Here is a 24,414-nt window from a genome sequence, read left to right on the forward strand (position 1 = left end):
ACAAGAAGAGTGCGGCAAGCCGCTTGCGCCGCCGCACCGGCTGGTATAGAGGCGCCCGCTCGACCGGTCGGAGCGGCATTTCGATGCCTACCGGACCCCTCGCGGAGAGGTGGCAGAGTGGTCGATCGCGCCGCACTCGAAATGCGGTTTACGGGGAACCGTAACGTGGGTTCGAATCCCACCCTCTCCGCCACCTTTCAATCTTGCGATCAACGCGCTTCGCTCACGCCTCGAACGGCGCGGTCCGAGAGGGCTCTCGAACCGCCGTTGCCAAAGCGCGGAAAACCGCGTAGCCAGTGCTGCAATCGATTGTGGAAATCAATTGGAGCAAGGAGAGGCGGTTATGCCCGCAGCGCGAACAGAGCGCGTCGATTTGCAATGTGGCGTCGCATTCACACCCTGATCCGCGATCCAGGCTTCGGAACACATCATTCTACAGGGCCAGCGCGATCGGCGCAGGCCGCCAGTCGGGAAGTTGAACATGAAATATACGGTCAGTCTCGCATTCGCCGCGACGTTGATGTGCACGGCGACGTCTGCCTATGCGCAGACCCTCAAGGTCGGCGCCGCAAAGGTCGATATCACGCCTGCCGCCGCGGATCTGCCCAAGAACATGCTGGGCGTGCTCGATCCCATCAATGTGCGTGCCATCGTGGTCGATGACGGCGCGTCGCGGGCGGCGATGGTGAGCGTGGATGCGGGTGCGATCGGCACCGAAACCTGGCAGAAGGTGAGCGAACGCGCCGCGCGCGAGCTGAAGATTCCGGTCAGCCAGCTGCTGCTGACCGCGACCCACACCCATAGCGCGCCGTGGATGCGTGGTGCGGCGTATGAGGCGCAGATTTTCGACGCGATCCGCAAGGCCGCCAGCGGGATGCGCAAGGCGCAAATGGCCTATGGCACCGGCGTCTCCTACATCAACGTGAACCGCAACATCATCGATCCCAAGACGCAGCGCTGGTGGGAAGGTCCGAATTATGAGGGCGTTTCCGACAAAACCGTGGCGGTCGTCCGCTTCGAAACGCCGGAGGGGAAGCCGATCGCCGTCTATTACAATTACGGCGTCCACGCGGTGCTGACGGGCAATCTCGACCTGGTCAGCGCGGACCTGCCCGGCGCCGCGTCCAACTATATCGAGGAATCGCTCGGCGACGGCGCGGTCGCGGTCTATTCGAACGGCGCGGCGGGCGATCAGAACCCGATCTATTTCAACCAGACCTATGAACTGCGCGCCATCCGCACCGCCGACTATGCCAAGCGCGGCGAAGATATCAGTAATGCGATGCCGCCGGGCGGCACCGGCATGGACCGCAGCAATCCCAAGGTCGCGATGCTCATGGACCAGCAGAAGCGCATGGTGCTGTCGATGGGACAGATGCTGGGTGAGGAAGTTCTCCACGTCTCGCGCGCCAGCCTCGAACGGCCGGTAACCGACGCGCGGATCAGCGGCGCGCAGACGAGCGTCACCTGCCCGGGCCGCAAGCGCCTCGACAAGGGGCGTGCGGGCTATCCGGGCATCTATGAGGATGCCGATCCCGTCTCCATTCGCCTCAGCCTGCTGCGGATCGGCGATACGGTCATCGGCGGCGTGGATGCTGAGGTGTTCACGACCATCGCGCAGCGGTTCAAGCGCGAATCGCCTTTCAAGCACAGCATGATGACGACGCTGACCAACGGCATCGCGGGGTCCGGCTATATCCCGAACGACGCGGCGTTCGGCTACAACACGTTCGAGGTGGTATCCTCCCGGCTCAAGCCCGGATGCGCTGAAACCGCGATCGTCGACGGGCTGCTCGACCTGATCGAAAAGACCGAAGCCGAGTAGAAGTCACCCGGTTCGCGCGGAGCGAAACCGCGTTCAGGCTGGTCCCCGGCGCAGACCGGGACCCAGTCGCCACGAACACAAGGCGGCATCCCGAAGCCTGAAAGCCGCTTATAACTGGACCCCGGCCTTCGCCGGGGAACAGCGTGAGGCTCTTTAGCTCCGAGCGGCCTGGGCCAATGCGATGGCGCCCAGCGGCCCCGCTTCGGTGCCGAGTGTCGCTGGCTTGATGACGTCTCGGCCGCTCATGTCATCGACGAACGGCAGATACCCCGCGATCCGCTCCACGACATGGTCGCGCACCCAGGGCAGCAGGAATGGGCGCGACAGTGCGACGCTTCCGCCGAACAGGATACGCTGCGCCGATACCGTCAGCAGGATCGTGGCGCACAATTCGGCGATGTCTGACGCTACGTCCCGCCAGATCGGATGATCGTCCGGCACATTGGCGGGATCGGCTCCAAATCGCTTGGCCAGCGCGGGACCTGAAACCAGCCCCTCGACACAGTCGCCATGAAATGGACAGGCGCCGGCAAAGGAATCGCCCGGCACGCGGCGCAGGCGCAGATGGCCGATTTCGGGATGCAGCGCGCCGTGTACTGGTCGCCCAGCGATCAGCAGCCCGCCGCCAAGCCCGGTGCCGATGGTGATGTAGCACAGGCTGTCGCAGCCCGCGCCCGCGCCCCAGCGATATTCGGCCAGCGCGGCGGCGTTGACGTCGGTATCGATCGCGACCGGACAGCCCAGATCCCGCGCCAGCGGGTCCAGGATCGCCGCGCCGCCCCAGCCCGGTTTCGGCGTCGGGAGCATCCGGCCGAAGTCCGGCGCGGCGCGATCGAGGCGGATCGGGCCGAAGGATGCGATTCCCAGCCCGGCCAACGGCGTCTGTCCGGTCCATTCGTCCAGGATCGAACGCAGCGCCGACAGCGTCACGCGCGGTTCGCCCGTCACCACCACATGGCGATCGACGATCCGGTCCCCCTGGGCGAGCACGGCGACACTCTTGGTCCCGCCCAGCTCGACACCGGCATAGCGGCCGGTATCGCTCATGGCGCGCCCGACAATCCGGCGCGATCGCCCTGTAGCGTCAGGTGCAGCATGGGGGCGAAGGTGGCGCCGAAGCGGTTCGCATTGGCATCGGCGCCGTCGCTGCCCCAGGCATCGATGAAGCTGGTGACGCGCAAGTCGGGCAATACCAGCCAGCTATAGGCTTGCTTGGGTGCCGCCGCCGGGTTGGCGAACACCAGCCCGGTGCCGTTGAGCGGCCGCCAGCCGCCGTCCAGCCGATCGGAAACCATGCCGTACAAGCCGGTCGGACCTACCGGCCCGTCGGGATCGAAGACATGGCGCTGGGTCGACCAGAACAGATAATAAAGCCCGTCATGGAGCACGACATGCGGCCGTTCGAGTTCGTTGTTCACCCCCTCTGCGGCGATCAGCGGCGGCTGCAACGCCCAATCGTCGAGCGCGGCGTCGCGCGCAACCGCCCAGCCGATGCAGCCATTGAAGGCAGAGTGGGTGTCGGCGAGCGATCCGGCAAAGAAGATGTGATGGCGTCCGTCGCGCGGGTCGCGAAACCATGCCGGATCGCGGAACGCCTTGATCGTCCCGACACGACCGGTTCCGGCATCGCTCGCCATATAATGCGCCGGATCGCGAACGATCATCTCGCGCAGTTCGCGCCAGTCGGTCAGGCGATGGCCGTCAGGTCCGGCGGACAAGGTCGCCCGCGCCTGAAACAGTCTCTGTTCAAAGGTCGGCGCGGTCTCGCCCCGCCGTCCGGTCGCGGTGAAGAACAGCGTCAGCGTCGTCCCGTCCGCGGCCAGCAACGCCGATCCCGACCATTCGCGACTACCCGGCGAAAATCCATCGGGCATTGCCGGTCCCAGATGGCGCCACCCGTTGCGGTCCTGCGCGATCAGATGGATGCGCGCATGGCCGTGACGCTCCTCCGGGTCGGCAAAGGGCGGGGTGCCCAAAGCCATCCACAGCGTCGCGCCGCCGGGCAGAAGCGCGACATCGCCATTGGCGTCCTGCACCGGCCAGGCGTCCCAGATCGCGAGATCGTCCGCGACCGGCACGACCTGATCCTCGCGGATTACCGGCGCGGCGTCTGCCATGCCGGTGTCAATGCCGCGTACCTGTGCCGGGGTCCATGCCGTGACGGTTCCCCCGCCGACCATCCGATCGGCCGATTCAGCTTCGGCGGTCAATGCGCGGTCCGCCGGTTCAGTGTGGTGCCAACGGCCCCATTGCGCCCGGTCCCGCGCATGGCCTTGTGAAACCTCAACATATATCTCCATCCTGGCGAAGCGACTTTCTGAGAATGTGCGCTCGCAATCGATTGTAGATTAAACTTGAATTTGGCGAAGGCAACGGCGCATATCTCTCCGACCAACAAAAGGCGCAGAGAAGAGAGAGGAAATTCCATGGCTTCCGGCACGATCGACATCGGCGCTCCGATCGGGCGCAGGGCACTTCTTTCCGGCGCCGTCGGGCTGGCCACGCTCGGCGCCACGGCTGCGGCGCAAACCTTCCCCAAGCTGCCGCCGATGCCCCGGGCATGGATCGACGCCGAGCAGATTCCGCTGTGGCCGGACGGCACGCCGGGCGGTGGCTATCAGGCAAAGCCGCTGCCGGAGGGCTGGCCCGACATCATGGTCCGGAACATCGATCGCCCGATGCTGCGCGTGTTTCGCCCCGCCAAATCCAATGGCCGCGCATTGCTGTCGATCCCCGGCGGCGCCTACACTTTCGTCTCGATTCTCAACGAGGGCGTCGATGTCGCCCGCGCGATGACCGAACGCGGCTATACGGTATTCGTCCTCACCTATCGCCTGCCCGACGAAGGCTGGAGTGATCGCCCCGACGTGCCGCTTCAGGATGCGCAGCGCGCGATCCGCGTGATCCGCGCCAATGCCGATCGGTTCGGCTATGATCCCGCCAGCGTCGCCGCGGTCGGCTTTTCGGCGGGCGGCCATCTCGGCGCGACACTGGCCACCGGCTTTGCCGAGAAGGTGTACGCTCCCCGCGACGCGGTCGACGCGCTGGACGCCCGGCCCGCAGCGATGGCGCTGATCTATCCGGTCATCAGCGTGACCGCGCCCGTCACCCACGCTGAATCGGCAATGCGGCTGCTCGGCACCAATCCCGATGCCCAGGCGATCGCGCGCCGCTCGCCCGCGCAACATGTCACCGCCCGGACGCCGCCGCTGTTCATCGTTCACGCCCTCGACGACACCGCCGTGCCCGCCGAAAACAGCTTTATCATGATGCGCGCGATGCAGGCCGCCGGGCGCCCGGTGGAGAGCCATTTGTTCGAGGAGGGCGGCCACGGCTTCGGCGTCGGTCCGGCGGACAAGCCGTGCGGCCAGTGGCCGACGCTGTTCGCGGCATGGCTCGACCGGCATCTGAACTGATCCTGCCCGGCGATCAGCCGCGATAGTCATCGGCGTCTCGCTGCACGAGCAACGCCGCAAAGGGTGCGCGCGACCGGTTCCAGCCGCACAATAGCGTGAGGAGGGTGGCGAACAGGGCGCCGAGCAGAATGCTGTAGGTGCTGTCGGACAGCCATTCGCCCAGCGCGCCCATCGCCATCGGCGCGAACACCGCGCTGATGCAGGTGAAGAACAGCAACAGCCCCGCAATCGAGCCGTGACGTCCCTTGTCGTAACAACTGATCCCGGTCGAATTGATCGTCGGATACAGCACCGACATGAACAGGCCGGTCGCGGGAAGTGCGAAGATCGCGACCTCGCGCCCGCCAATCACGGCGACCCAGAACAAGGCCGCCATCGCCGCACTGCATACGAAGATCACGCTCGCCCAGTCGAAGCGCGAGAGCAGCCATACGCCCAGGAACCGCCCCGCCGCACGCAGGACGAAGAAGATCGAGACCACATAGGCCGCCAGCCACAGCCACGACCCCGAATAATCGGCAAGATAGGTCGGCGCCCAGACATAGATGGCCGCCTCCGCACCGACATAGAGCATCAGCGCGGTCCCAAAGAAGCGCGCGGGCGGGTCGCCCGCCATGCGGATCGCCTCGCTCGCGCGAACCGGCTCGGCACGGGTGATGATCGGCCTTGGGAAACGGGCAACCGCCGATCCCAGGACCAGCAGCGCGCAGAGCATCGCGGCGATCAGATACACCCATTTCCAGCTCGCCCCGTTGAGCAGCATGTACGCGACGATGCCCGGTCCCAGGATCGCGCCGACGCCGAAAAACCCCTCGATCAGGTTCATCGTCCGCGCATGTTCGCCGGTCGAGCGCGACAGGTCGCCGATCAGCGCCAGCGCCCCGGACTTGAAGATGCCGATGCCCAGCCCCGATACGAACAACAGGGTGGTGAAAAACAGGAAGCTATGCCCCGCCGCGAACAGCGCGGAGCTGAGCCCGAACAGGACGAGGCCGATCAGGATCGTCGCCTTGCGCCCGATCCGGTCGGCAAGGAAGCCGAGCGCAATGGCTGAAATGCCGATCCCCGCCATCGTCGCGTACTGGAACGATCCGCCTGCAGTAAGACCAAGCTCGAACTCGCGGATCACTTCGGGAATGACCGTGCCGACCGAGTCGGTGGTCATCGCGAACATCGCGAACATCAGGAATACAAGCGCCTTGAGCAGCGTCGCTGCGCCGTCCCGTCCGGCCTGATCCTGCATCCTGCTCTCCACTCAAATTCGGCCGGGCAGCGCGCCAGCTCTGATACGCAATGGACCGGAGACGGAAAAAGCGGGAGGCGCAATGCCCCCCGCTCTTGCCGTCGGTCGATGCCGGGTCAGGGCGTAACCCGGAAACGCAGGCCGATCGTACGCGGCGTCGGCCCCGATCCCGACAATGGGCCGTTGGTGCCGACAAAGGTCGGCCCGCGCTCGTCGGTCAGGTTGTTGCCGATCAGCGCAAGCTCATAATCGCCGTACCGCACGCCCAGGGTCAGGGCCATGACGTTGTAGGACGGCGCGGTGATGCCGTTGTTCTGCAACCGGTCGCCGCTATGGCTGAGCGAGAGATTGCCGAAGATATTGGCGTCGTTCGAGATGTCGCGGTTGTAGCCCGCGTCGATGCGGAAATTGTTCGACAGGGTGTTGGTCAGCCGTGATCCCGGTTTCAGCAGCGGCTGGGCGGCCGCCACGACGGGATTGATCCGGTCGTATTTGCTGTCGTTGAAATTGCCGACAAAGCCAAGGTTGAATCCCTTGAGCGGGGTGCGCCAGTGCAGCTCGATATCGATGCCCTTGGTCGTCGCATCCCCGAAATTGGCGAAGCCGTTGACGTCCTGAATGCCGCCGGTGACCGAGGTCTGCAGGTTGGTATATTCGAGCTGATAGAGGTTGAGACCAACCGACAATGCGCGATCCGCCGTGCGCCATTTCACGCCGAATTCGTAGTTTTTCGTGGATTCGGGCTCCAGCGCGACGCTGGTCGGAACGCCTGCCATCTCCACCGACTGAACCTGCACCCGCGACTGGACGATGCCGGGGCGGAAGCCGGTCGCGGCCGAGATGAACATCGTCAGATCGTCGGTCGGCAGATAGGACAGGTTGAGGCGCCAGGTGGTGACGTCCTCCTTGGTCGGAACCTTGCCGGTGCTGTCGGCGAAGGCGCGATCGTCATGATATTGGCGCAGGCCGACGAGCGGGACCAGCTTGCCGTCGAACAGCTCATAGCTGACCTCGCCGAAGACGGCGTAATTTTCGGTCAGCGTGTCATTGTCGGCATCGATGACCAGCCCGGGCAGGGTCAGCGCATTTTCCTGCGGACCCGATCCGTCCTGATAGGAACCGCCGATCACCCATTTGAACGGGCCGCTGCCGTTCGAGTTTACGCGCACTTCCTGCGCGAACATCTTGGGCAGGAACTGGCTGGAGAAGGAGCCTGCGGGCGAGAGCGGGATGTTGATCCCGAACTGCCCTTCCAGATAGCTCGTCGCGCTGGTGATGCTGAACGCGCTGAAATCGACGGTTCCGGTCAGGCTGTAGAGGGTGAAGTCGCCGTTCGAAAAGCCGTCCTGCCCGGCGGTGTTCTCGAAATAGGGCGGTTTGACCGATGCGGTGAAGCCGGTGAAGTCCTGACGCGGGCGGAAATTCCAATATTGCGCGCGGATATTGACGTTTTCGGCGGGACGGAACAGCGCGACGACGCGGATATCGTCATTCTTGGCGGCGTTGACGCCGGTCTCGTCGGGCGTGCCGTCGAACGCGCCATAATAGGCATCGGCCCAGCCCGCATCGCGAGAGAAGCCGCCGCTGACGCGCACCGCCAGCATATCCTTGATAATCGGGACCGAAAGTGCGGCGGCGGCGCCATAGTTCAATCCATCGGCGCCGCGGGTCTGCGATGCCTCTGCCTCGAACGCATAGTCGAAATCGTTGAGATCGGGGTCGCGGGTGCGGAAGATGAAGACGCCTCCCGAGGAGCCCTGGCCATAGAGCGTGCCCTGTGGGCCGCGCAGCACCTCCACCCGGTCGATGTCGATGAAGCGAACCGGTGGCGCGATGCCGAAATTGGTGACGATGAAGGGTGCGTCGTCGAGATAATAGCCGATCGGCGAGTCGCCATTCTGCGTCACGCTGCCGCGCAGATTGTAGAAGCGCGAACCGTTGGACTGGCGAAAGCCCTCGAAGGCGCCGGGCACGCTCGACACGAGATCGCCGATGGTCGAGATGTTGCGCTCTTTCAGCTCCTCGCCGTCGAACGCCTGGATCGCAAGCGGCACTTCCTGGAGCGCCTGCGCGCCACCCTTTTGCGCGGTCACGACGACTTCCTGAACAGCTGATGCGGCTGGCGCCTCGGCCTCCTGCTCGGTCGGTGCGGTCTGGGCGAATGCCGGGACCGCTGTCAGGACGCTCGCGACCGCGATGGACGCAACGGTCGTGCGAATATGCTTCATTTTCCTCTCCCCGGTTATATTTTCAATCGATTGCATAAATATTGTGTCGGCTATCGTCAAGGGCAACGCCGCTGCGCAAACGCTCACCTCACAGCGAAATCTGGGTTCAGTTCCGCAATCGTTTGCTGCCCTCGGCCTAGCCTGCTGGGCGGGCGAAGGCGCGACGCAGTGCCTCGATCTTGGCGCGCGTAAATTGCTTCGCCTGGGGCGAGTCCGCCGACAGCTGGTCAAAGCCATGATAGGCGCCGGGGATCACCTGCAACTCGGTCGGCACCCCGGCCTCGTTCAGTCGACGGGCATAGTCGATATCCTCGCTGACGAAGAGATCGACGCCCCCGACCTGGATGAAGGCGGGGGGCAGCCCGGCAAGACTGGGGGTCCGTGCAGGGACGGCCCGCGCGGGGACCGTGTCGGTGCCCGGCTCCTGGCCCAGAAACGCCTTCCAGCCATATTGGTTTTCCGATCCGCTCCACCCGACCGTGGCGATATGCGCGGGCATCTTCACCGCCCCGCCGGTGCGGTCGTCCAGCATCGGATAGACCAGTGCCTGGAAGGCGATGGGGATCTCGCCACGATCGCGCGCGGTGATGGCGAGCAGGGCCGCATGGCCGCCGCCCGCGCTTTCCCCGGTCACCGCGATGCGGCTGCGGTCGAGTCCCAAGGTCGCGGCATTGGCGACCATCCAGCGCAACCCCGCATAATTATCCTCGATCGAACCTTCGAACGTCGTTTCCGGGGCCAGCCGATATTCGACACTGACGATCACCGCGTCGAGCTCGCGAGCCATCTCCTGAAGCCGCCGGACATCGGTCGCGGCGGTGCCGAGGATATAGCCACCGCCATGGGTGTGAACGATGCCGGGTCGACTGGTTCCCGGTTTGGCGTTGATGACGAACAGCTTGACCTGCGGCCCGCCATTCGGCCCCGGGATCATCTGCTCGGTCACAGGCACATCGGCGTGACGGGGAGGGACGGGCGGACCGCCGCCGCGCTTGCGCGACTCGAGCACCATCTTCTCGTTGATCGTGCCCATCATTTTGGAAAAGCCCAGCGCCATGCGGGCACCTGCACGCAGTTCCGGGGCGATCGGCTCCAGCTTGGCCTCGTCCTCCGCGGTGAGCTGCACAGGGGGCGGTCCCTGGATTTGCGCAATCGCCGCTCCCGGCGCAAAGGCGACGATAAGCAGCGCCGCTCCACAGAGTGCCGAAATCCTTGCCCGCATCACAGTCTCTCCCGCCGGTTATCGTTCGCCCCGGACCTGCGTCCGTTATGGCGACATCCTATTAGCAATCGATTGCAAGTCAATCCGCGAGATGTCGGACGGGCCAGCCCTGACCCTGTCAGCTGGACTCGCGGACGATCAGTTCGGGGTTCAGGATGGTCGATCCCGTGGCCTCGCCCGCGATGCGCTTCATCAGGCTGTCGACCAGATGCGTCGCACCTGCGGCGAGATTCTGACGCACCGTCGAGAGCGGAGGTGCGCTGGTCCGGGCTAGGTAAAGGTCGTCATAGCCGACGACCTTGACGTCCCCCGGCACCGACAGGCCGCGCGTCGCCAGCACCTGGATGGCGGTCAGCGCGATCAGGTCCGACGCGGCAAAGATGCCATCGGGCAGGATGCCGGAATCGTCGAGGAACGCGTCGATGTCCGATCCGCTGACCTCCGATGCGAAATGGGTCGGCGCATCGACCAGCATGATGTCATCCCGCGCCGCGATCGCCGCCTTCGCGCCCTCCAGGCGCAGCGACGGCTCGATCGCCTGGGTGTTGCCGAGGAACGCGATCTTGCGGCATCCGCGGTCGATCAGATGCTGGGTCGCCATCCGCCCGCCCAGGAAATTGTCGGTGCCGACCGAACAATGGATCTGCCCCTGAACGAACCCGCCCCAGGCGACCAGCGGCAGATAATCGGCGGCGATCCGGTCCAGCACCTGCGATTGGTCCGACTGGCCGATCACGATGAACCCGTCGACGCGATCGGCATCGATCAGCCGCGACAGCCAATTGTCCTGATTGGGAATGACGCGGGAGAGCATGAGGTCGAACCCCCGCTCGCTCAGTTCGTCGGCAAGATAGCCGATCAGCGTCATGAAAAACGGGTCGGAAAGATGCTGACCGCGATCATGGCCCAGCGGCACCACGACGCCGATCGCGCCGCGCTGTTTCGTGCGCAGGTTGCGGGCCAGCGCGCTCGGGCGAAAATCATGCTGTTCGGCAAGTTTGCGGATGCGTTCCGATGTCTTGGAGTTGACCATCGACTTGCCCGCCAGCGCGCGCGAGACGGTCGCTGCGGAAACGCCCGCCAACTCGGCCAGGTCATAGATGGTGCGGATCTTGCCGGCCAAGTCCAAATCTCCACTAGGGGGCGGTTGCGGGATAGGGTCGGCGCGCCCGCTTTGCAACGCGCCGTCCCCAGGTTGCAGCGGCGTCAGCGCGCTGCGAAGCGCGCGATGTCGATCGCCTCGGCCATCGCCGCATTGCCCGCATCATTGGGATGGACATGATCGCCGGGGTCGAAGCGCGGGTTCAGGCGGGTGGGGCGCGCGGGATCGCGCACGGCGGCATCGAAATCGACCACGGCGTCGAACGTGCCGCTCTCGCGGATCCAGCGGTTGACCGCCTGACGGATCGCCTCCGTCTTTTCGCTGTAGAGCCACAGCCCTTCGGTCGGCGTGATCGTCCCGCCCATCACCTTGATGCCGTGCAGATGCGCGCGATCGATGAACTGCGTATAGGCGGCGATCAGCTCGTCGGCGGTCACCGCCTCGCTCGACGGCATATTGGGGATCGCCGCGAAATTGATGTCGTTGATCCCCTCCAGCAGGATCACCCAGCGCACCCCGGGCCGCGCAAGGACATCCCGGTCGAACCGCGCAAGCGCGGAAAGGCCTGCCCCGTCGCGCCGGACGCGATTGCCCGAAATCCCCATATTGATGACCGACAGCGTTCGCGTGCGCGGATCGCGCTGCAGCCGCTGGGCAAGCAGGTCGGGCCAGGCGCGTGCCGCGCCGGGGGTGGTCGCAAAGCCATCGGTGATCGAATCCCCGAACGCGACGATCGTCCCCGCGTCGCCCGGCGCCAGCACTTCGACCCCGGTCAGCCAGAAATAGGATCGGTTCGTCTCCGCGTCGCCGAGCGCGGCGTCGGCGGTGCGATCGCCCTTCGCGATATAGGTGGTGCGCAGTCCAAGCGGATGCAGCGTGTTGACCGCCGTCTTGCCGGGAAGGTGGATGGACACCGCCAGGAGTTCGAACGGCGCGACATCGGTCGCGACCGGGTCGCTGATTGCGACCGCGCCCGGCTGGATGACCACCGCCGGTCGTCCGCCAAAGCTGAGCGGCCGATCACTGCCCGGCGCCGTGGCGCTGCCCCCGGTGCTCTTCGCCAGCCGGGCGCGCCCGATCGTCAACGGCTCGCCGCCAATGGCGTTGGAGAATTGCAGCCTGACCGTCCCGCCGCCGATCGTCGGCCGGACGGTCATCCGGACGGTCTGGTCTTCAAGCGTCGCCGGGGTCGGCGGAATCTGGGGCGGCGGCGGGGGAGGCGCGGGCGGCGCAGGTGCATCCTTGTCGGCATCGCGGGGCGGCAGGCGCGGTGGCGGGGTGGGCGCAAGCTGCTGCGCGGTCCCCCAGGCGCTGACCCAGCGGTCCTGCGCGCGCGACTGGCCCGGGATCAGGAACAACGCGGCGATCAACACGAACTGCGCGATCAATAATCTGGTGCGCATATGAACCTCTCCCCGCCGATATGTCGCGCCAGAGCGCCTGCGTTGATCCGCAATCGATTGTAGATTGGCTAACATCGGTTATGCGGGAGCGCAACGATGTTCACACCGGCAGCGCGGTGGTGGACTTGATCTCCGACAGCGCGACCGTGGAGTTGATTTCCTGCACGCCCGGCAGGCGCGAGAGTTTTTCGAAGAAGAAGCGTTCATAGGCCTCGATGTCTGCGGCGACCACGCGCAGCATGAAATCGACCGTCCCCATCAGCACATAGCATTCGAGCACTTCGGGCAGTTCATGGATCGAGGCGGAAAATTCGTCGAGATTGGCGCGGCCATGCGCGTTGAGCTTCACCAGCGCGAAGACCTGGGCGTTGAGGCCGATCTTGCGTCGGTCGAGCAGCGCGACCCGGCCCTTGATATAGCCGTCGCGCTCCAGCCGGTCGATCCGGCGCCAGCAGGGCGAGGCGGACAGCCCCACCGCTTCGGCGATCGCCGCGGTCGATTGTGCGGCGTCCTCCTGAAGCGCGCGGAGGATCTTGCGGTCATAGGCGTCCAGCGGTTCCGACATGATTTGACCTTTATCCGAGGAAATGGCGGTCAGATTTAGCGCGATCGAGTGCTTTACAGAAGAATCAGGTCAGAAATTTCGCTGTCACCCGATTATTCTGGAGACATATCGCGTTCAAGGGGCCCCGTTCATGCTCGACCAAGCCACCCCCATGCCGCCCGAGGAGGTGTTGCGCCTCGACGACCCGGACTCGGGCCTGTCGGGGGTCATCGTCATCCATTCGACCGGCCTGGGCCCCGCCGCCGGGGGCTGTCGTTTTCACACTTATGCGTCCGATGCGGAAGCGGTCACCGATGCGATGCGGTTGGCGGAGGGGATGAGCTACAAGAATGCGCTTGCCGGGCTGCCGCTGGGCGGGGGCAAGGCGGTGATTCGGCGGCCGGAAGGGGCGTTCGACCGCCCGGCACTGTTCCGGGCGTTCGGCCGGGCGGTCAATTCGCTGGGCGGGCGGTATGTGACCGCAGAGGATGTCGGCACCAGCGTTGCGGACATGGTGTGCGTTGCCGATACCACGCGCCACGTCGCCGGGCTTCCGGCGGGGCAGGGCGCGGCGGGTGGAGATCCGTCACCCTGGACCGCGCTGGGCGTGTTCCGCGCGATGGAGGTCGCAGTCGAGCGCCAGCTGGGCGCGACGCTGGGCGACGTCACCGTCGCGGTGCAGGGGCTCGGCCATGTCGGCTTCGCACTGTGCGAGCTGCTCCACGCAGCGGGCGCGACGCTGATCGTCGCCGAACCGCGCGCAGCGGTGGCCGCGCAGGCGGCGGAGCGGTTCGGCGCGACCATATTGTCCTCCGACGGCCTGTTCAACGCCCATGCCGAAGTCTTCGCCCCCTGCGCGCTGGGCGGCGCGATCGATGCGGAGTCGGTCCGCCGGTTGCGCGCGGCGGTGGTCTGCGGCGCGGCGAACAACCAGCTTGCGACTCCGGCACAGGGCGTCGCGCTGGCCGAGCGCGGCATCCTCTATGCGCCCGACTATGTCGTCAACGCGGGCGGCATCATCAATGTCGCGGCCGAGCATCTCGGCTGGGGTGCCGACGAAGCGCGCGCGCGGGTCGAGCGGGTCGGCGAACGGCTGGCCGAAGTGCTGGATTTCGCGGCGGCAAACCGGCTCGCGCCGCATGTCGCCGCCGATACGCTGGCCCGTTCGATCATCGCCAACAGCGTTCGACAGCCCGGCCTGGCGGCCTGACATGGCCGGGAGCAATGACGTCGGCACGGCGACCTTCGTCGTGACCGCGGGCCGCTGTCCGCAACTCCTGTGCCGTCTGGTCGGGCTGTTCGCGCAACAGGACCGGCTGGTCCACGCGCTGCGCGTCGATACGCTGCCGCGCAGCGTCCGCGCGTCGATCACCGTCGGCGGGATCGATGCGCATCGGGCGGAGATCATCGGCAACAAGATGCGGTCGATCGTCAGCGTTCGCACCGTGCGGGTTCGCTTCGCCTGACCCAGCCGCGCTGCACCGGGCGCCATTCTACATGGGATTTGACAATTCTCTAAATAGGATCATCATCCTCCAATCAGGACGATTCACCGTAGGGCGGGGCAAGCGGCCTTGCGCGCGGGACAGCGAATTGCACGGCTATCGGCCAAGGGGAAGGGGGACAAGTCTCCATGTGGAAACATAAGATAAAACTCGCGGTGGCGGCACTGCTCGCGCTGACCGTCGCGATACCGGCATCGACGCAACAGGCGCCGCTGGTGCCGAACCCGGCATCGGTGCCGGTGGAGGAGACCGCGTCTCCCGCCGCTCCGGCAGGACTCGACCGGCTGACCAAGAGCGATGTCGACACCTGGCTCGACGGCTATATGCCCTATGCGCTCGCGCGCGGGGATATCGCCGGCGCGGTGGTGGTCGTCGTCAAGGACGGCGCGGTGCTGACCCAGCGCGGGTTCGGCTATTCGGATGTCGCGAAGCGCACGCCGGTCGATCCCGAAACGACGCTGTTCCGGCCCGGTTCGACCTCGAAACTGTTCACCTGGACTGCGGTGATGCAGCAGGTCGAGGCGGGGAAGATCGACCTCGATGAGGATGTGAACAAATATCTCGATTTCACCATCCCGCCCTATGACGGCAAGCCGATCACGATGCGCCAGATCATGACGCATACGGCCGGGTTCGAGGAGATCATCAAGGGGCTGCTGGCATTTGATGTCCAGCTCAAGCCGCTGGGCGATATCCTGAAGGAGCGGATCCCCGAGCGGATCTATCAGCCGGGCACCACGCCCGCTTATTCAAACTATGCGACCGCGCTGGCGGGATATGTCGTCGAGCGCGTGTCGGGCCAGTCGTTTGACGATTATGTCGAGCGCAACATCTTCGGGCGGCTGGGAATGCAATATGCCAGCTTCCGCCAGCCGCTGCCCGACAAGCTCAAACCGTTCATGTCGCAGGGCTATGAACTGGGATCGGGCAAGGCCCAGCGGTTCGAGATCATCGGCATGGCCCCGGCAGGCGCGATGTCCGCGAGCGGCGCGGCAATGGCGAAGTTCATGCTGGCCTATCTCAACGACGGCGCGCCGCTTCTCGAGCCCGCGACGACGAAGCAGATGCTGACCGCGCAGAATATGAGCGTGAAGGGCGCCAACCAGATGGCGCTCGGCTTTTACGAGGAGTGGGTCAATGGCCGCCGCGCGGTGGGTCATGGCGGCGACACCGTCTATTTCCATACCGACCTGAAGATTTTCCCGGCGGAGAAAATCGGTATATTCATCTCGGTCAACAGCCAGGGCAAGGACGGCGCACCGGGCGCGGTGCGCAGCGCGTTGGTCGACGGGTTCGCCGATCGCTACCTGCCCGACCCCAATGCCAAGCCGCCGGTGGAACTGGCGACGGCAAAGGACCATGCGAAGATGCTGGTCGGTGGCTGGTCCAACAGTCGCCGGGTCGCATCGAGCTTTGCGTCCTTCGTCTATCTGCTGGGCGAGGAAAAGATCGGCCTCGATGCGGACGGGCGACCGGTCGTCGCGGGGGTTCCCTCGATCGGCGGCGGACAGCGCAAATGGATCGAGGTCGAGCCGTTCGTCTGGCAGGACGCCTATGGCAAGGAGCGGCTGGTTGCCGAAGTGCGCGACGGACAGATCGTGCGCTGGACCTTTGGCATGGTATCGCCCTTCATGGTGTGGGACCGCACGCCCTGGTATGCGACCGGTACCTGGCTGATCCCGGCATTGCTGTTTGCGCTGGCGGTGCTGGTGCTGACGGCGATCGCCTGGCCGGCGGGGTGGATCGCCCGTCGCCGTTATGGCGCCCAGCTCGCACTGACCGGACGTGCGCGCACCGCATTCCGGTTGGTGCGCGGCCTCGCCTGGCTGGTGCTGCTGGTGCTGATCGGCTGGCTGATCGTGGTCATGGGGATCGAGAATTTCGAATCCCATGGCAAGAATGACTGGCTGATCCTCTTGTTGCAGGTCGTCGGCACGCTGGGCTTTTTCGGCCTGCTGGGGGCTGCGGCGTGGAACGTCTGGCTGGCGTTCAAGGGCAAGCGCAGTTGGTTCTCGAAACTGTGGGCGGTGTTGCTGACGCTCGCGGCGTTCATCCTCCTGTGGGTGGCGCTGGTTTACAAGCTGGTGAGCTTCGGCGCCGGATACTGACCGGACATTGGGCGCGGGACACAAACCCGCGCCCATAAAATACCAAATCAAGATTGACAAACGCCTGATTGGGATAACACTATCCCAATCAGAAAAAGCCGCGCGCGGATCGGACCGTGTGACAAGGCCAGGTTCAGGGAGCTCCACTATGACTCGGAAAGCGATTCCTACCCACATCCTGTTGTCCCTCTCGACCGCCGCCGCAGCGCTGGTGCTTCCCGCATCGGCATTCGCACAGGATGGCGACACGGGCGTAGCGGTCGATCGGGACGAGATCGTCGTCACCGCGCAGAAGCGCGAGGAGAATATCCTCGACGTGCCGGTCTCGATCAGCGTCGTCGGGGGCGAGCAACTGGTCGAGCAGGGGGCGGCATCGCTGGCTGACTATGCGGGTTATGTGCCGGGAATGCAGATCTCCAGCGCGGGCACGCCGGGCCAGTCGACGGTCACGTTGCGCGGCGTCGCCCCGCTGAGCGGTGCACAGACGGTCGGTATGTATCTGGACGACGCACCGGTCGGATCGAGCAGCATCTATAACCGCGCGGGCGCCTTCTCGCTCGATCTGCTGCCCTATGACATCGAACGCGTCGAAGTGCTGCGCGGCCCGCAGGGGACGCTCTATGGGGCAAGCTCGATCGGCGGGCTGCTGAAATATGTGACGGTATCGCCCAGCACCACGCGGTTCAGCGTCCGCGGTGGCGTGGAGGCGTTCGGTATCGACGGCGCGGGGGAACTGGGCTGGGCCGGCAATGTGATGGTCAACGCCCCGGTCGTGGCCGACAAGATCGGCGTGTCGGCCAGCTTCTCGATGCGTCGCACGCCCGGCTATGCGAACAGCGTCAACAATCCCGCGCTGGACGATCAGAACAGCTTCGAGCAGGTCGGCGGCCGTGTGGCGGTGCTGTTCCAGCCGAGCGAAGCGCTGAGCGTCAAGCTCAGCGGTATCTGGCAGTCGATCGATGCCGATGGCAACGGGATCTATGCCGCCGATCTGACGGGCCGTCGCCTGGGGGATGGCAGCAGCTACAATAATTTCGTGGCCGAACCGTTCACGACCGATCTGGAATTTTATGCGGGGACGATCGACTATGATTTCGGCGGCGCGGTCCTGACCTCCGCGACGACCTGGAGCCGGCGCACGGCGGTGCAGGATCAGGATGCCAGCTACTCTTTCGGCGTGCTCTTTCCCCTGCTGACCGGCGGAGCGGTCGATCCCGGCATCACGCCGTTCGAAATCGCGCTGGGTCTCGACAAATTCACCCAGGAATTTCGTCTTGCATCGCCCGGTGGCGGCATGGTCGAATGGCTGGTTGGCGCCTTCTACACGCATGAGGACAGCAGCAACAATCAGATCGTGCGGTCGTTCGACATGGACGGCGCCGCGATCCCGGGGCTCGATCCGCTCGCCACGATCGCGCTGCCCGCGACGTACAAGGAATATGCGCTGTTCGGTAACGCGACGGTGCGGTTCAGCGACCGCTTCCACCTGAGCGGCGGCGTGCGCTGGGCGCGCAACGAGCAGACTTTCCGTCAGATCAGCGAAGGCGCGATCGTTGCTCCGGCGGACGATCCCGGCGCATCGAACGAGGATGTCTTTACCTACAGCATCAGCCCGCAATTCCACCTGAACGACGACGCGATGCTCTATGCCCGCGTCGCCAGCGGCTATCGCCCCGGCGGCCCGAACGTGATTGTCCTCGACGTGCCGCCCAGCGTCGATTCGGATTCGCTCACCAACTATGAAGTCGGGTTCAAGGCCGATCTGGCGGGCCGGATGGTGACGATCGACGTCGCTGCCTTCTACATGGACTGGAGGGATATCCAGGTCGTCCGGGCATTTGGCGGCGTCAGCGGCAATGCCAATGGCGGCCGGGCGGTCAGCAAGGGATTCGAAGGCTCGCTGCTGCTGCGGCCGACCCGCGGGCTGACGGTGAGCCTGACCGGCTCATATACCGACGCGCATCTCTCGGAGGACGTACCGGAGATCAGCGGCGCCGATGGCGACCGGCTGCCCGCCGTGCCGGAGTTCAGCGGTGCCATGCGGATCGACTATGGGTTCGACCTGGGCGGCAATTTGCGCGGCGATGTCGGGGCCGGTCTGCGCCACGCAAGCGGTCGCCTCTCCTCGGTCGAGAGCGACCCGCTGGCGGTCGAGGCGCGACCCTATACCTCGGTCGATCTCAATGCGGCGCTCAGCATCGGCGAGCATTGGAAGCTACGCGCCTATGCCCGCAACCTCTTCAACAACCAGGGCGAGCTTTCGCGCGCGTTGTTGACCGACGGGCTGGGCGACCCGAGCTTCATCCAGATCACCCCGATTCAGCCGCGCACGCTGGGCGTGGCGTTCGAACTATCCTTCTGATCCGTTGGTGAAAGCATCGCTCATGAACGCCCCTGTCGGTCCGTTGACCGAAAGTCCCGTCCTGTCGCAACCCTATCTGCTGTTTCTCGGCGACACGGCGGAACCGGGATTTGCCAAGACCGCTTTTGGCCTGCGCGACTGGGCGCCGGACAAATGCGTCGGTGAGCTGCGGCTGACCGGCGCGACCGTCTCCACCGGCCTGACCGCAATGACCCCGGCCGAGGCGCGAGCGCAGGGGGCGCGGGCGATGGTCATCGGCGTCGCGAACCAGGGCGGGGTCATCCCCCCGGCCTGGCGCGCGTCGCTGATCGAGGCGCTGGAGGCGGGGCTGGACCTGATCGCGGGAATGCACATGCGGCTCGCCGACATGCCGGAGGTCGCGGCGGCAGCGCAGCGGCTGGGACGGCGGCTGTTCGACGTGCGGGTGCCGCCCGCCGACATCCCGATCGCGACCGGGCGCAAGCGCAGCGGCAAGCGGCTGCTGACCGTCGGCACCGACTGCGCATTGGGCAAGAAATATACCGCGCTCGCGCTGGCCGCCGCCTTCACGGCACGCGGGGTGGATACCGACTTCCGCGCGAGCGGCCAGACCGGGATCATGATCGCGGGCGGGGGCATTCCGATGGATGCGGTTGTCTCCGATTTCGAAGCAGGCGCGGCCGAAATTCTTTCGCCGGACGCACCCGACGACCATTGGGACATCATCGAGGGACAGGGATCGCTGGCGCACCCTGCCTATGCAGCGGTATCGCTCGGCCTGCTGCACGGCAGCCAGCCCGATGTGTTCGTGGTCTGCCACGAGCCGGGGCGCACCGTCATGTTGGGAACCGCAGGCTATAGCGTGGCGAGCATCGAAGAGATTGTGGAGTTGACGATCGCGCTTGGGCGCCGGACCAATCCGGCGATCCGCTGTGGCGGCTTCGCCTTCAACACCTCCGCGCTCGACCCGGCGGAGGCCGAAGCGCTGATGGCGCGTGAGAGCGAGCGGCTGGGTCTCCCGGTTGCCGATCCGGTGCGCCGTGGGCCCGCATTCGACGCGCTGGTGTCGAGCTGCCTCGGATGACCGCATCGCCCGCCGCGTCGACCCGGTTCCAGCGCTTCCTGCTGCCGGGCCTCGCGTTCAAGGGCGTGGTGATCGGCGGCGGCTATGCGACGGGACGGGAGCTGGCGGAATTCTTCGTGCCAAGCGGTCCGCAGGGCGGGCTGTGGGGCATGGTGCTGGCGATGGCGATCTGGAGCGCGGTCTGCGCCGCGACCTTTGCATTCGCGCATCTCACCCGCAGCTATGACTATCGCAGCTTTTTCCAGCGGTTGCTGGGGCCGGGCTGGATCGCGTTCGAGATCGTCTATGTCCTGCTGCTGGTGCTGATCCTCGCGGTAATCGGCGCGGCAGCGGGCGAGATCGGGGCGAGTTTCGGCGCGCCTACGATTGTCGGCACGCTGATCCTGGCGGGCACGATCGCGGCGGTGGCGAGCTTTGGAACCGGATCGGTCGAGCGCCTGTTCAAATATGCCTCGATGCTCCTCTATCTCGTCTATGCCCTGTTCGTGGTGATCGGCTTGTCGCTGTTCGGGGACCGGATCGCGGACAATCTGGCGACCCCGGTGCCGAGTGATGGCTGGGCGATCGGGGGCGTCGCCTATGCGGGCTATAACCTCATCGCGGCGGCGGTGGTGCTGCCGATGGCGGCGCATCTGACCAGCCGTCGCGACGCGCTGATCGCAGGCGCCATCGCCGGGCCGCTGGCGATGCTGCCCGCGCTCGGATTCTTCCTCTGCATGATCGCCTTTTATCCGGCGATCGGGGACGAGACGCTGCCGTCGGGCTTCCTGCTCGACCAGATGAATATCCCTGCCTTCCGTATCGCGTTCCAGGCGATGATCTTCGCCGCGCTGCTGGAGACGGGGACAGGGATCGTCCACGCGGTGAATGAGCGCGTTTCGGGCGTGTGGCAGGCGAAGCGTGGCGTCGCCCTCGGCACCCGTGCGCGCGCAGCGATCGCACTCGCGCTCCTGCTCGGCTGCATCTTCGTCGCGAGCCGCTTCGGTCTCGTCGCGCTGATCGGGAGCGGGTACCGGCTGCTCGCTTTCGCGATCTTGGCGGTGTTCGTGCTGCCGCTGATGACCCTGGGCGTCGCCCGCATCCTGCGCGCGCGGCCCGAAGTGGAGATTTCTGCATGATCCGAATGCTCGCTGCGCTCCCGGCGCTGCTGCTCGCCACCGCTTTGCCCGCTGCGGCGGAATTGCCCAAGGGGTTTGAGGATCGGGTCGAAACGCTGCGGCAGCGGAGCGGCGCGCCCGGCATCGCGCTCGCGGTGGTGGAACAGGGCGAGGTCGCGCTGGCCAGGGGTTGGGGCACGACCAAGCTCGACGGCGCGCAACAGGTCGATGCCGACACGATCTTCCAGACCGGATCGACCGGCAAGGCGTTCACCGCCGCCGCGCTCGCCATTCTGGTCGATCGCGGCAAGATCAAGTGGGACGACCGGGTGATCGATCACATGCCCTGGTTCCGCATGTACGACCCCTGGGTCACGCGCGAGATCACGATCCGCGATCTGCTCGTTCACCGCAGCGGCCTCGGCCTTGGCGCGGGCGACCTGCTCTACGTCCCGCGCGGTAGCCTGTCGCGCAAGGAGACGGTCAAGCGCCTTGCCCATATCAAGCCCGCCAGCAGCTTCCGATCGGGCTATGCCTATGACAACATCCTCTACGCCGTCGCCGGACAGCTGATCGAAGAAGTCAGCGGCAAGAGTTGGGAAGACTTCATGGCGCAGGATGTGTTCGCTGCGGGCGGCATGACCAGCGCAACCGCGACCTACGAAACCCGGCTCGCCAACCCCAATCGCGCGCATCCCCATGGCCGGGTCGGTGGTGCGGTGCGCGGCGACGGGCCGATCTCGATGCTCGACGAACGCGGCGTGGAGCTTGGCCGTGCGGCGCTGCCCGCGGGCGGCCTGGCGCTCAGCGCCAACGACCTTGCCCGCTGGCTGCAGATCCAGCTGGGGCAGGGGGCATTGCCTGGCGGCGGGCGGCTGTTCACTGCGGCACAGGCGGCGGAGATGTGGAAGGGCGTGACGCCGATGCCGATCGCACAGATGCCGCCCTCGCTCGCGCCGCTGACGCCCAAGTTCAGCAGCTACGGGCTCGGCTGGAACGTGACCGACTATCGCGGCGTGCGCGTGATCGCGCATGGCGGCGCGGTGTTCGGTGCGATCGCCTATGTCATCCTGCTCCCCGATCAGCAGGTCGGCATCGCCGGGGTAGTCAACGCCGAGGAAACGGCGCTGCTGCGCGGCGTGATCCAGACGCTGGTCGATCATTATCTCGACGCGCCCGATCAGGACTGGCCCGGGCGCTTCGACACCTTCATCGAACAGCGCGTGTCGGGTGCCAAGGCGGCGCTCGCCACGACCCGTGCCACGCCCGCCAAGGTCGGCCCATCGTTGGCGCTCGACCGCTATGTCGGCACCTATCGCGACGCCTGGTATGGCGATGTCGTGGTGGCCAAAGGCAAGGATGGCGGCCTGACCATCGATTTCACCACCACCCCGGCGATGAAGGGGAGGCTGGTGCACTGGCAATATGACTCCTTCGTCACCCGCTTCGACGACGCGGCGCTCGAACCCGCCTATGTCACCTTCGCGCTCGACGCCGACGGCAAGGTCGCCCGCGTGTCGATGAAGCCCGAAAGCCCGATCGCCGACTTCAGCTATAATTATCAGGACCTCGACCTGCGTCCGGTGGGAGTGGACAAATGAAGCGTTTCCCGACCCTCGCGCTGTTGTTGCTCGGCGCCTGCGCCACCACCTCCGCGCCCCCGGCCAGGGATGCGGCAGCGTTGCACAAGAGTCTGCTCGTGCTCGACACGCATATCGATACGGCGATGCACTTCGGGCGTCCCGGCTGGGACTTTGGCGCGCGCCACGATCCCGCGACCGATATCGTCCAGGTCGATTTGGTGCGGATGGAGGAGGGCGCGCTCGATGGCGGGTTCTTCGCGATCTACACCGATCAGGGGCCGTTGACCGCGAAGGGCTATGCCGACGCGCTGGCCTTTGCTCGCAGGCGATCCGATGTGATCGACAGCACGATCGCGCAATTCCCGAACCGCATCGCCCCGGCGCTGACCGCGCAGGACGCGCGCCGCCTCAATCGCGAGGGCAAGCTGATCGCGTTCAAGTCGATCGAGAACAGCTATCCGCTGGGCGAAGACCTGTCGCTGCTCGCCGAGTTCCACAAGCGCGGCGTGCGCATGGCCGGGCCGGTCCACGGCAAGAACAACCAGTTCGCCGATTCATCGACCGATACGCCACGCTGGAATGGGCTCAGCCCCTTGGGTCGGCAGTGGGTCGCGGAGATGAACCGCCTCGGAATCGTGATCGACGCCAGCCACGCCTCGGATGCCGCGTTCGACCAGATGGTCGAACTCTCCCGCGCGCCGATCATCCTGTCGCACTCCAGCGGCCGGGCGGCGTACGAGCACCCCCGCAACCTCGACGATGCGCGCATCCGCAAGCTGGCGGAGAGCGGCGGGGCGATGTGCATCAGCACCATCTTCCTCTCCGAACTCAATCTCGACGGCGAGCGCGGCGCATTGTTCGCGCAGTACGAACAGATCGCGACCCTGTCGCCTGCGGAACAGGTCGCGCTGGCGAAGAAGTGGCGCGAGCTCGACAAGACCCAGCCGCTCTGGGGCGCCGATTTCGAGAACTACATGGCGATGGTGCTGCACGTCGTGAAGGTCGCGGGCCCCGACCATGTCTGCTTCAGCGGCGACTGGGACGGCGGCGGCGGCCTTCCGGGCCTGGAGGACATCTCCGCACTGCCCAAGGTGACGCAGCGGCTCAAGGCGGCGGGCTATTCGGACGAAGACCTGGCCAAGATGTGGGGCGGCAACATCCTGCGCGTGGTGTCGGAGGCACAGGCTAAGGCGGGGGGCTGAAGGCGCGCTTTGGGTGGAAGGGGCGCACCGCGCGCCACCTCCCATTTGTCACCCTGGCCCCGTGCCGGGGTCCACTTCGCCTCACGCCCGGCGCGCAAGCCTCTTGCTTCGCGCTCGCTTCCCGGTGGACCCCGGCACAAGGCCGGGGTGACCAAGAAGGAAAGCTGCCCGTCGGCTTACGACCCATTGCGGACATCGTTCAGCAGAGGCAATCTCGGTTCTATAAGGCCGCTTGTTAGGACCGCCCATGTTGAACAATCACGCATGTTGTTTCTGTGATCGGATTGTTGACGTTAGCGAGAAAGATGCGCTGCGCCTGACCTTCGATAGCCCATGGATACACCGGGACTTGAGCGACCGAGAGGAAAGTAGGACTGCTCATTACGCCTGTTTCAAAAACAGGCTGGAGCCGCTGCTAACTATCCCGTTGGACACTGAGATATTCCCTCTGACATAGTATCAGAGAGCAGGCGAACGTCCGCTCACCACCCAATATCCGCCATTCAGCGGT

General features: G+C 65.6%; 18 protein-coding genes and 1 tRNA gene. 11 read left to right on the plus strand and 8 right to left on the minus strand.

Annotation, left to right across the window (positions count from 1 at the left end; translation table 11 throughout):
* Positions 1-103: 103 nt before the first annotated feature.
* Positions 104-193: transfer RNA gene (locus FPZ54_RS19180), tRNA-Ser, on the plus strand.
* Positions 194-481: 288 nt separating this feature from the next.
* Positions 482-1,825: a neutral/alkaline non-lysosomal ceramidase N-terminal domain-containing protein gene (locus FPZ54_RS19185; protein ID WP_145849397.1), complete on the plus strand. Its 1,344-nt coding sequence runs from the start codon at positions 482-484 to the stop codon at positions 1,823-1,825.
* A 153-nt stretch (positions 1,826-1,978) separates the two neighbouring features.
* Here the strand turns inward: FPZ54_RS19185 and FPZ54_RS19190 are convergent, their stop codons facing one another.
* A complete protein-coding gene (locus tag FPZ54_RS19190) occupies positions 1,979-2,872 on the minus strand; it encodes an ROK family protein (RefSeq protein ID WP_145849398.1) in 894 nt (297 codons plus the stop codon).
* A complete protein-coding gene (locus FPZ54_RS19195; RefSeq protein ID WP_239019644.1) occupies positions 2,869-4,035 on the minus strand; it encodes a glycoside hydrolase family 68 protein in 1,167 nt (388 codons plus the stop codon). Before FPZ54_RS19195 ends, FPZ54_RS19190 begins: the two co-directional genes overlap by 4 nt.
* A gap of 216 nt (positions 4,036-4,251) precedes the next feature.
* Here FPZ54_RS19195 and FPZ54_RS19200 point away from each other — a divergent pair, with 216 nt between their 5' ends.
* Positions 4,252-5,241, plus strand: a complete 990-nt coding sequence (locus FPZ54_RS19200; protein ID WP_145849399.1) for an alpha/beta hydrolase — start codon at positions 4,252-4,254, stop codon at positions 5,239-5,241.
* 13 nt (positions 5,242-5,254) lie between these two features.
* On the opposite strand, the gene FPZ54_RS19205 is transcribed toward FPZ54_RS19200, so the two are convergent.
* From FPZ54_RS19205 to FPZ54_RS19230, 6 genes are all read right to left on the minus strand, one after another.
* Complete coding sequence (locus FPZ54_RS19205) at positions 5,255-6,484, minus strand: MFS transporter (RefSeq protein WP_145849400.1); 1,230 nt, start codon at positions 6,482-6,484, stop codon at positions 5,255-5,257.
* A 116-nt stretch (positions 6,485-6,600) separates the two neighbouring features.
* Positions 6,601-8,712 carry a TonB-dependent receptor gene (locus FPZ54_RS19210; protein WP_145849401.1) on the minus strand — a complete coding sequence of 704 codons (2,112 nt, stop codon included), beginning with the start codon at positions 8,710-8,712 and terminating at the stop codon, positions 6,601-6,603.
* Positions 8,713-8,848: 136 nt separating this feature from the next.
* Positions 8,849-9,934 carry an alpha/beta hydrolase gene (locus tag FPZ54_RS19215; RefSeq protein WP_145849402.1) on the minus strand — a complete coding sequence of 362 codons (1,086 nt, stop codon included), beginning with the start codon at positions 9,932-9,934 and terminating at the stop codon, positions 8,849-8,851.
* A gap of 118 nt (positions 9,935-10,052) precedes the next feature.
* Complete coding sequence (locus FPZ54_RS19220; RefSeq protein ID WP_239019645.1) at positions 10,053-11,057, minus strand: LacI family DNA-binding transcriptional regulator; 1,005 nt, start codon at positions 11,055-11,057, stop codon at positions 10,053-10,055.
* An 83-nt stretch (positions 11,058-11,140) separates the two neighbouring features.
* A complete protein-coding gene (locus tag FPZ54_RS19225; RefSeq protein WP_145849403.1) occupies positions 11,141-12,439 on the minus strand; it encodes an SGNH/GDSL hydrolase family protein in 1,299 nt (432 codons plus the stop codon).
* 100 nt (positions 12,440-12,539) lie between these two features.
* Positions 12,540-13,004 carry an Lrp/AsnC family transcriptional regulator gene (locus FPZ54_RS19230; RefSeq protein WP_145849404.1) on the minus strand — a complete coding sequence of 155 codons (465 nt, stop codon included), beginning with the start codon at positions 13,002-13,004 and terminating at the stop codon, positions 12,540-12,542.
* A 130-nt stretch (positions 13,005-13,134) separates the two neighbouring features.
* On the opposite strand from FPZ54_RS19230, the gene FPZ54_RS19235 reads away from it, so the two are divergent.
* The 8 genes from FPZ54_RS19235 (at position 13,135) to FPZ54_RS19270 (ending at position 23,903) form a co-directional block, all read left to right on the plus strand.
* A complete protein-coding gene (locus FPZ54_RS19235; protein WP_145849405.1) occupies positions 13,135-14,193 on the plus strand; it encodes a Glu/Leu/Phe/Val family dehydrogenase in 1,059 nt (352 codons plus the stop codon).
* Position 14,194: 1 nt separating this feature from the next.
* Positions 14,195-14,449 carry a hypothetical protein gene (locus tag FPZ54_RS19240; RefSeq protein WP_145849406.1) on the plus strand — a complete coding sequence of 85 codons (255 nt, stop codon included), beginning with the start codon at positions 14,195-14,197 and terminating at the stop codon, positions 14,447-14,449.
* Between the two features lie 167 nt (positions 14,450-14,616).
* Complete coding sequence (locus tag FPZ54_RS19245; protein ID WP_145849407.1) at positions 14,617-16,596, plus strand: serine hydrolase; 1,980 nt, start codon at positions 14,617-14,619, stop codon at positions 16,594-16,596.
* Between the two features lie 148 nt (positions 16,597-16,744).
* Complete coding sequence (locus tag FPZ54_RS19250; RefSeq protein ID WP_145849408.1) at positions 16,745-18,958, plus strand: TonB-dependent receptor; 2,214 nt, start codon at positions 16,745-16,747, stop codon at positions 18,956-18,958.
* A 22-nt stretch (positions 18,959-18,980) separates the two neighbouring features.
* On the plus strand, positions 18,981-20,021 hold the full coding sequence (locus FPZ54_RS19255; protein ID WP_145850068.1) for an N-acetyltransferase DgcN family protein: 1,041 nt from the start codon (positions 18,981-18,983) through the stop codon (positions 20,019-20,021).
* Entirely contained in the window at positions 20,018-21,139 is a 1,122-nt protein-coding gene (locus FPZ54_RS19260; RefSeq protein ID WP_145849409.1) for a YkvI family membrane protein, read from the plus strand. Before FPZ54_RS19255 ends, FPZ54_RS19260 begins: the two co-directional genes overlap by 4 nt.
* Positions 21,136-22,719 (plus strand): serine hydrolase, encoded by a 1,584-nt coding sequence (locus FPZ54_RS19265; protein ID WP_145849410.1) that lies wholly within the window; start codon positions 21,136-21,138, stop codon positions 22,717-22,719. Before FPZ54_RS19260 ends, FPZ54_RS19265 begins: the two co-directional genes overlap by 4 nt.
* Positions 22,716-23,903 (plus strand): dipeptidase, encoded by a 1,188-nt coding sequence (locus tag FPZ54_RS19270; RefSeq protein WP_145849411.1) that lies wholly within the window; start codon positions 22,716-22,718, stop codon positions 23,901-23,903. The genes FPZ54_RS19265 and FPZ54_RS19270 overlap by 4 nt, the downstream gene beginning before the upstream one ends.
* Positions 23,904-24,414 lie beyond the last annotated feature (511 nt).

The sequence above is a fragment of the Sphingomonas suaedae genome (assembly GCF_007833215.1).
GTDB lineage: Bacteria > Pseudomonadota > Alphaproteobacteria > Sphingomonadales > Sphingomonadaceae > Sphingomonas > Sphingomonas suaedae.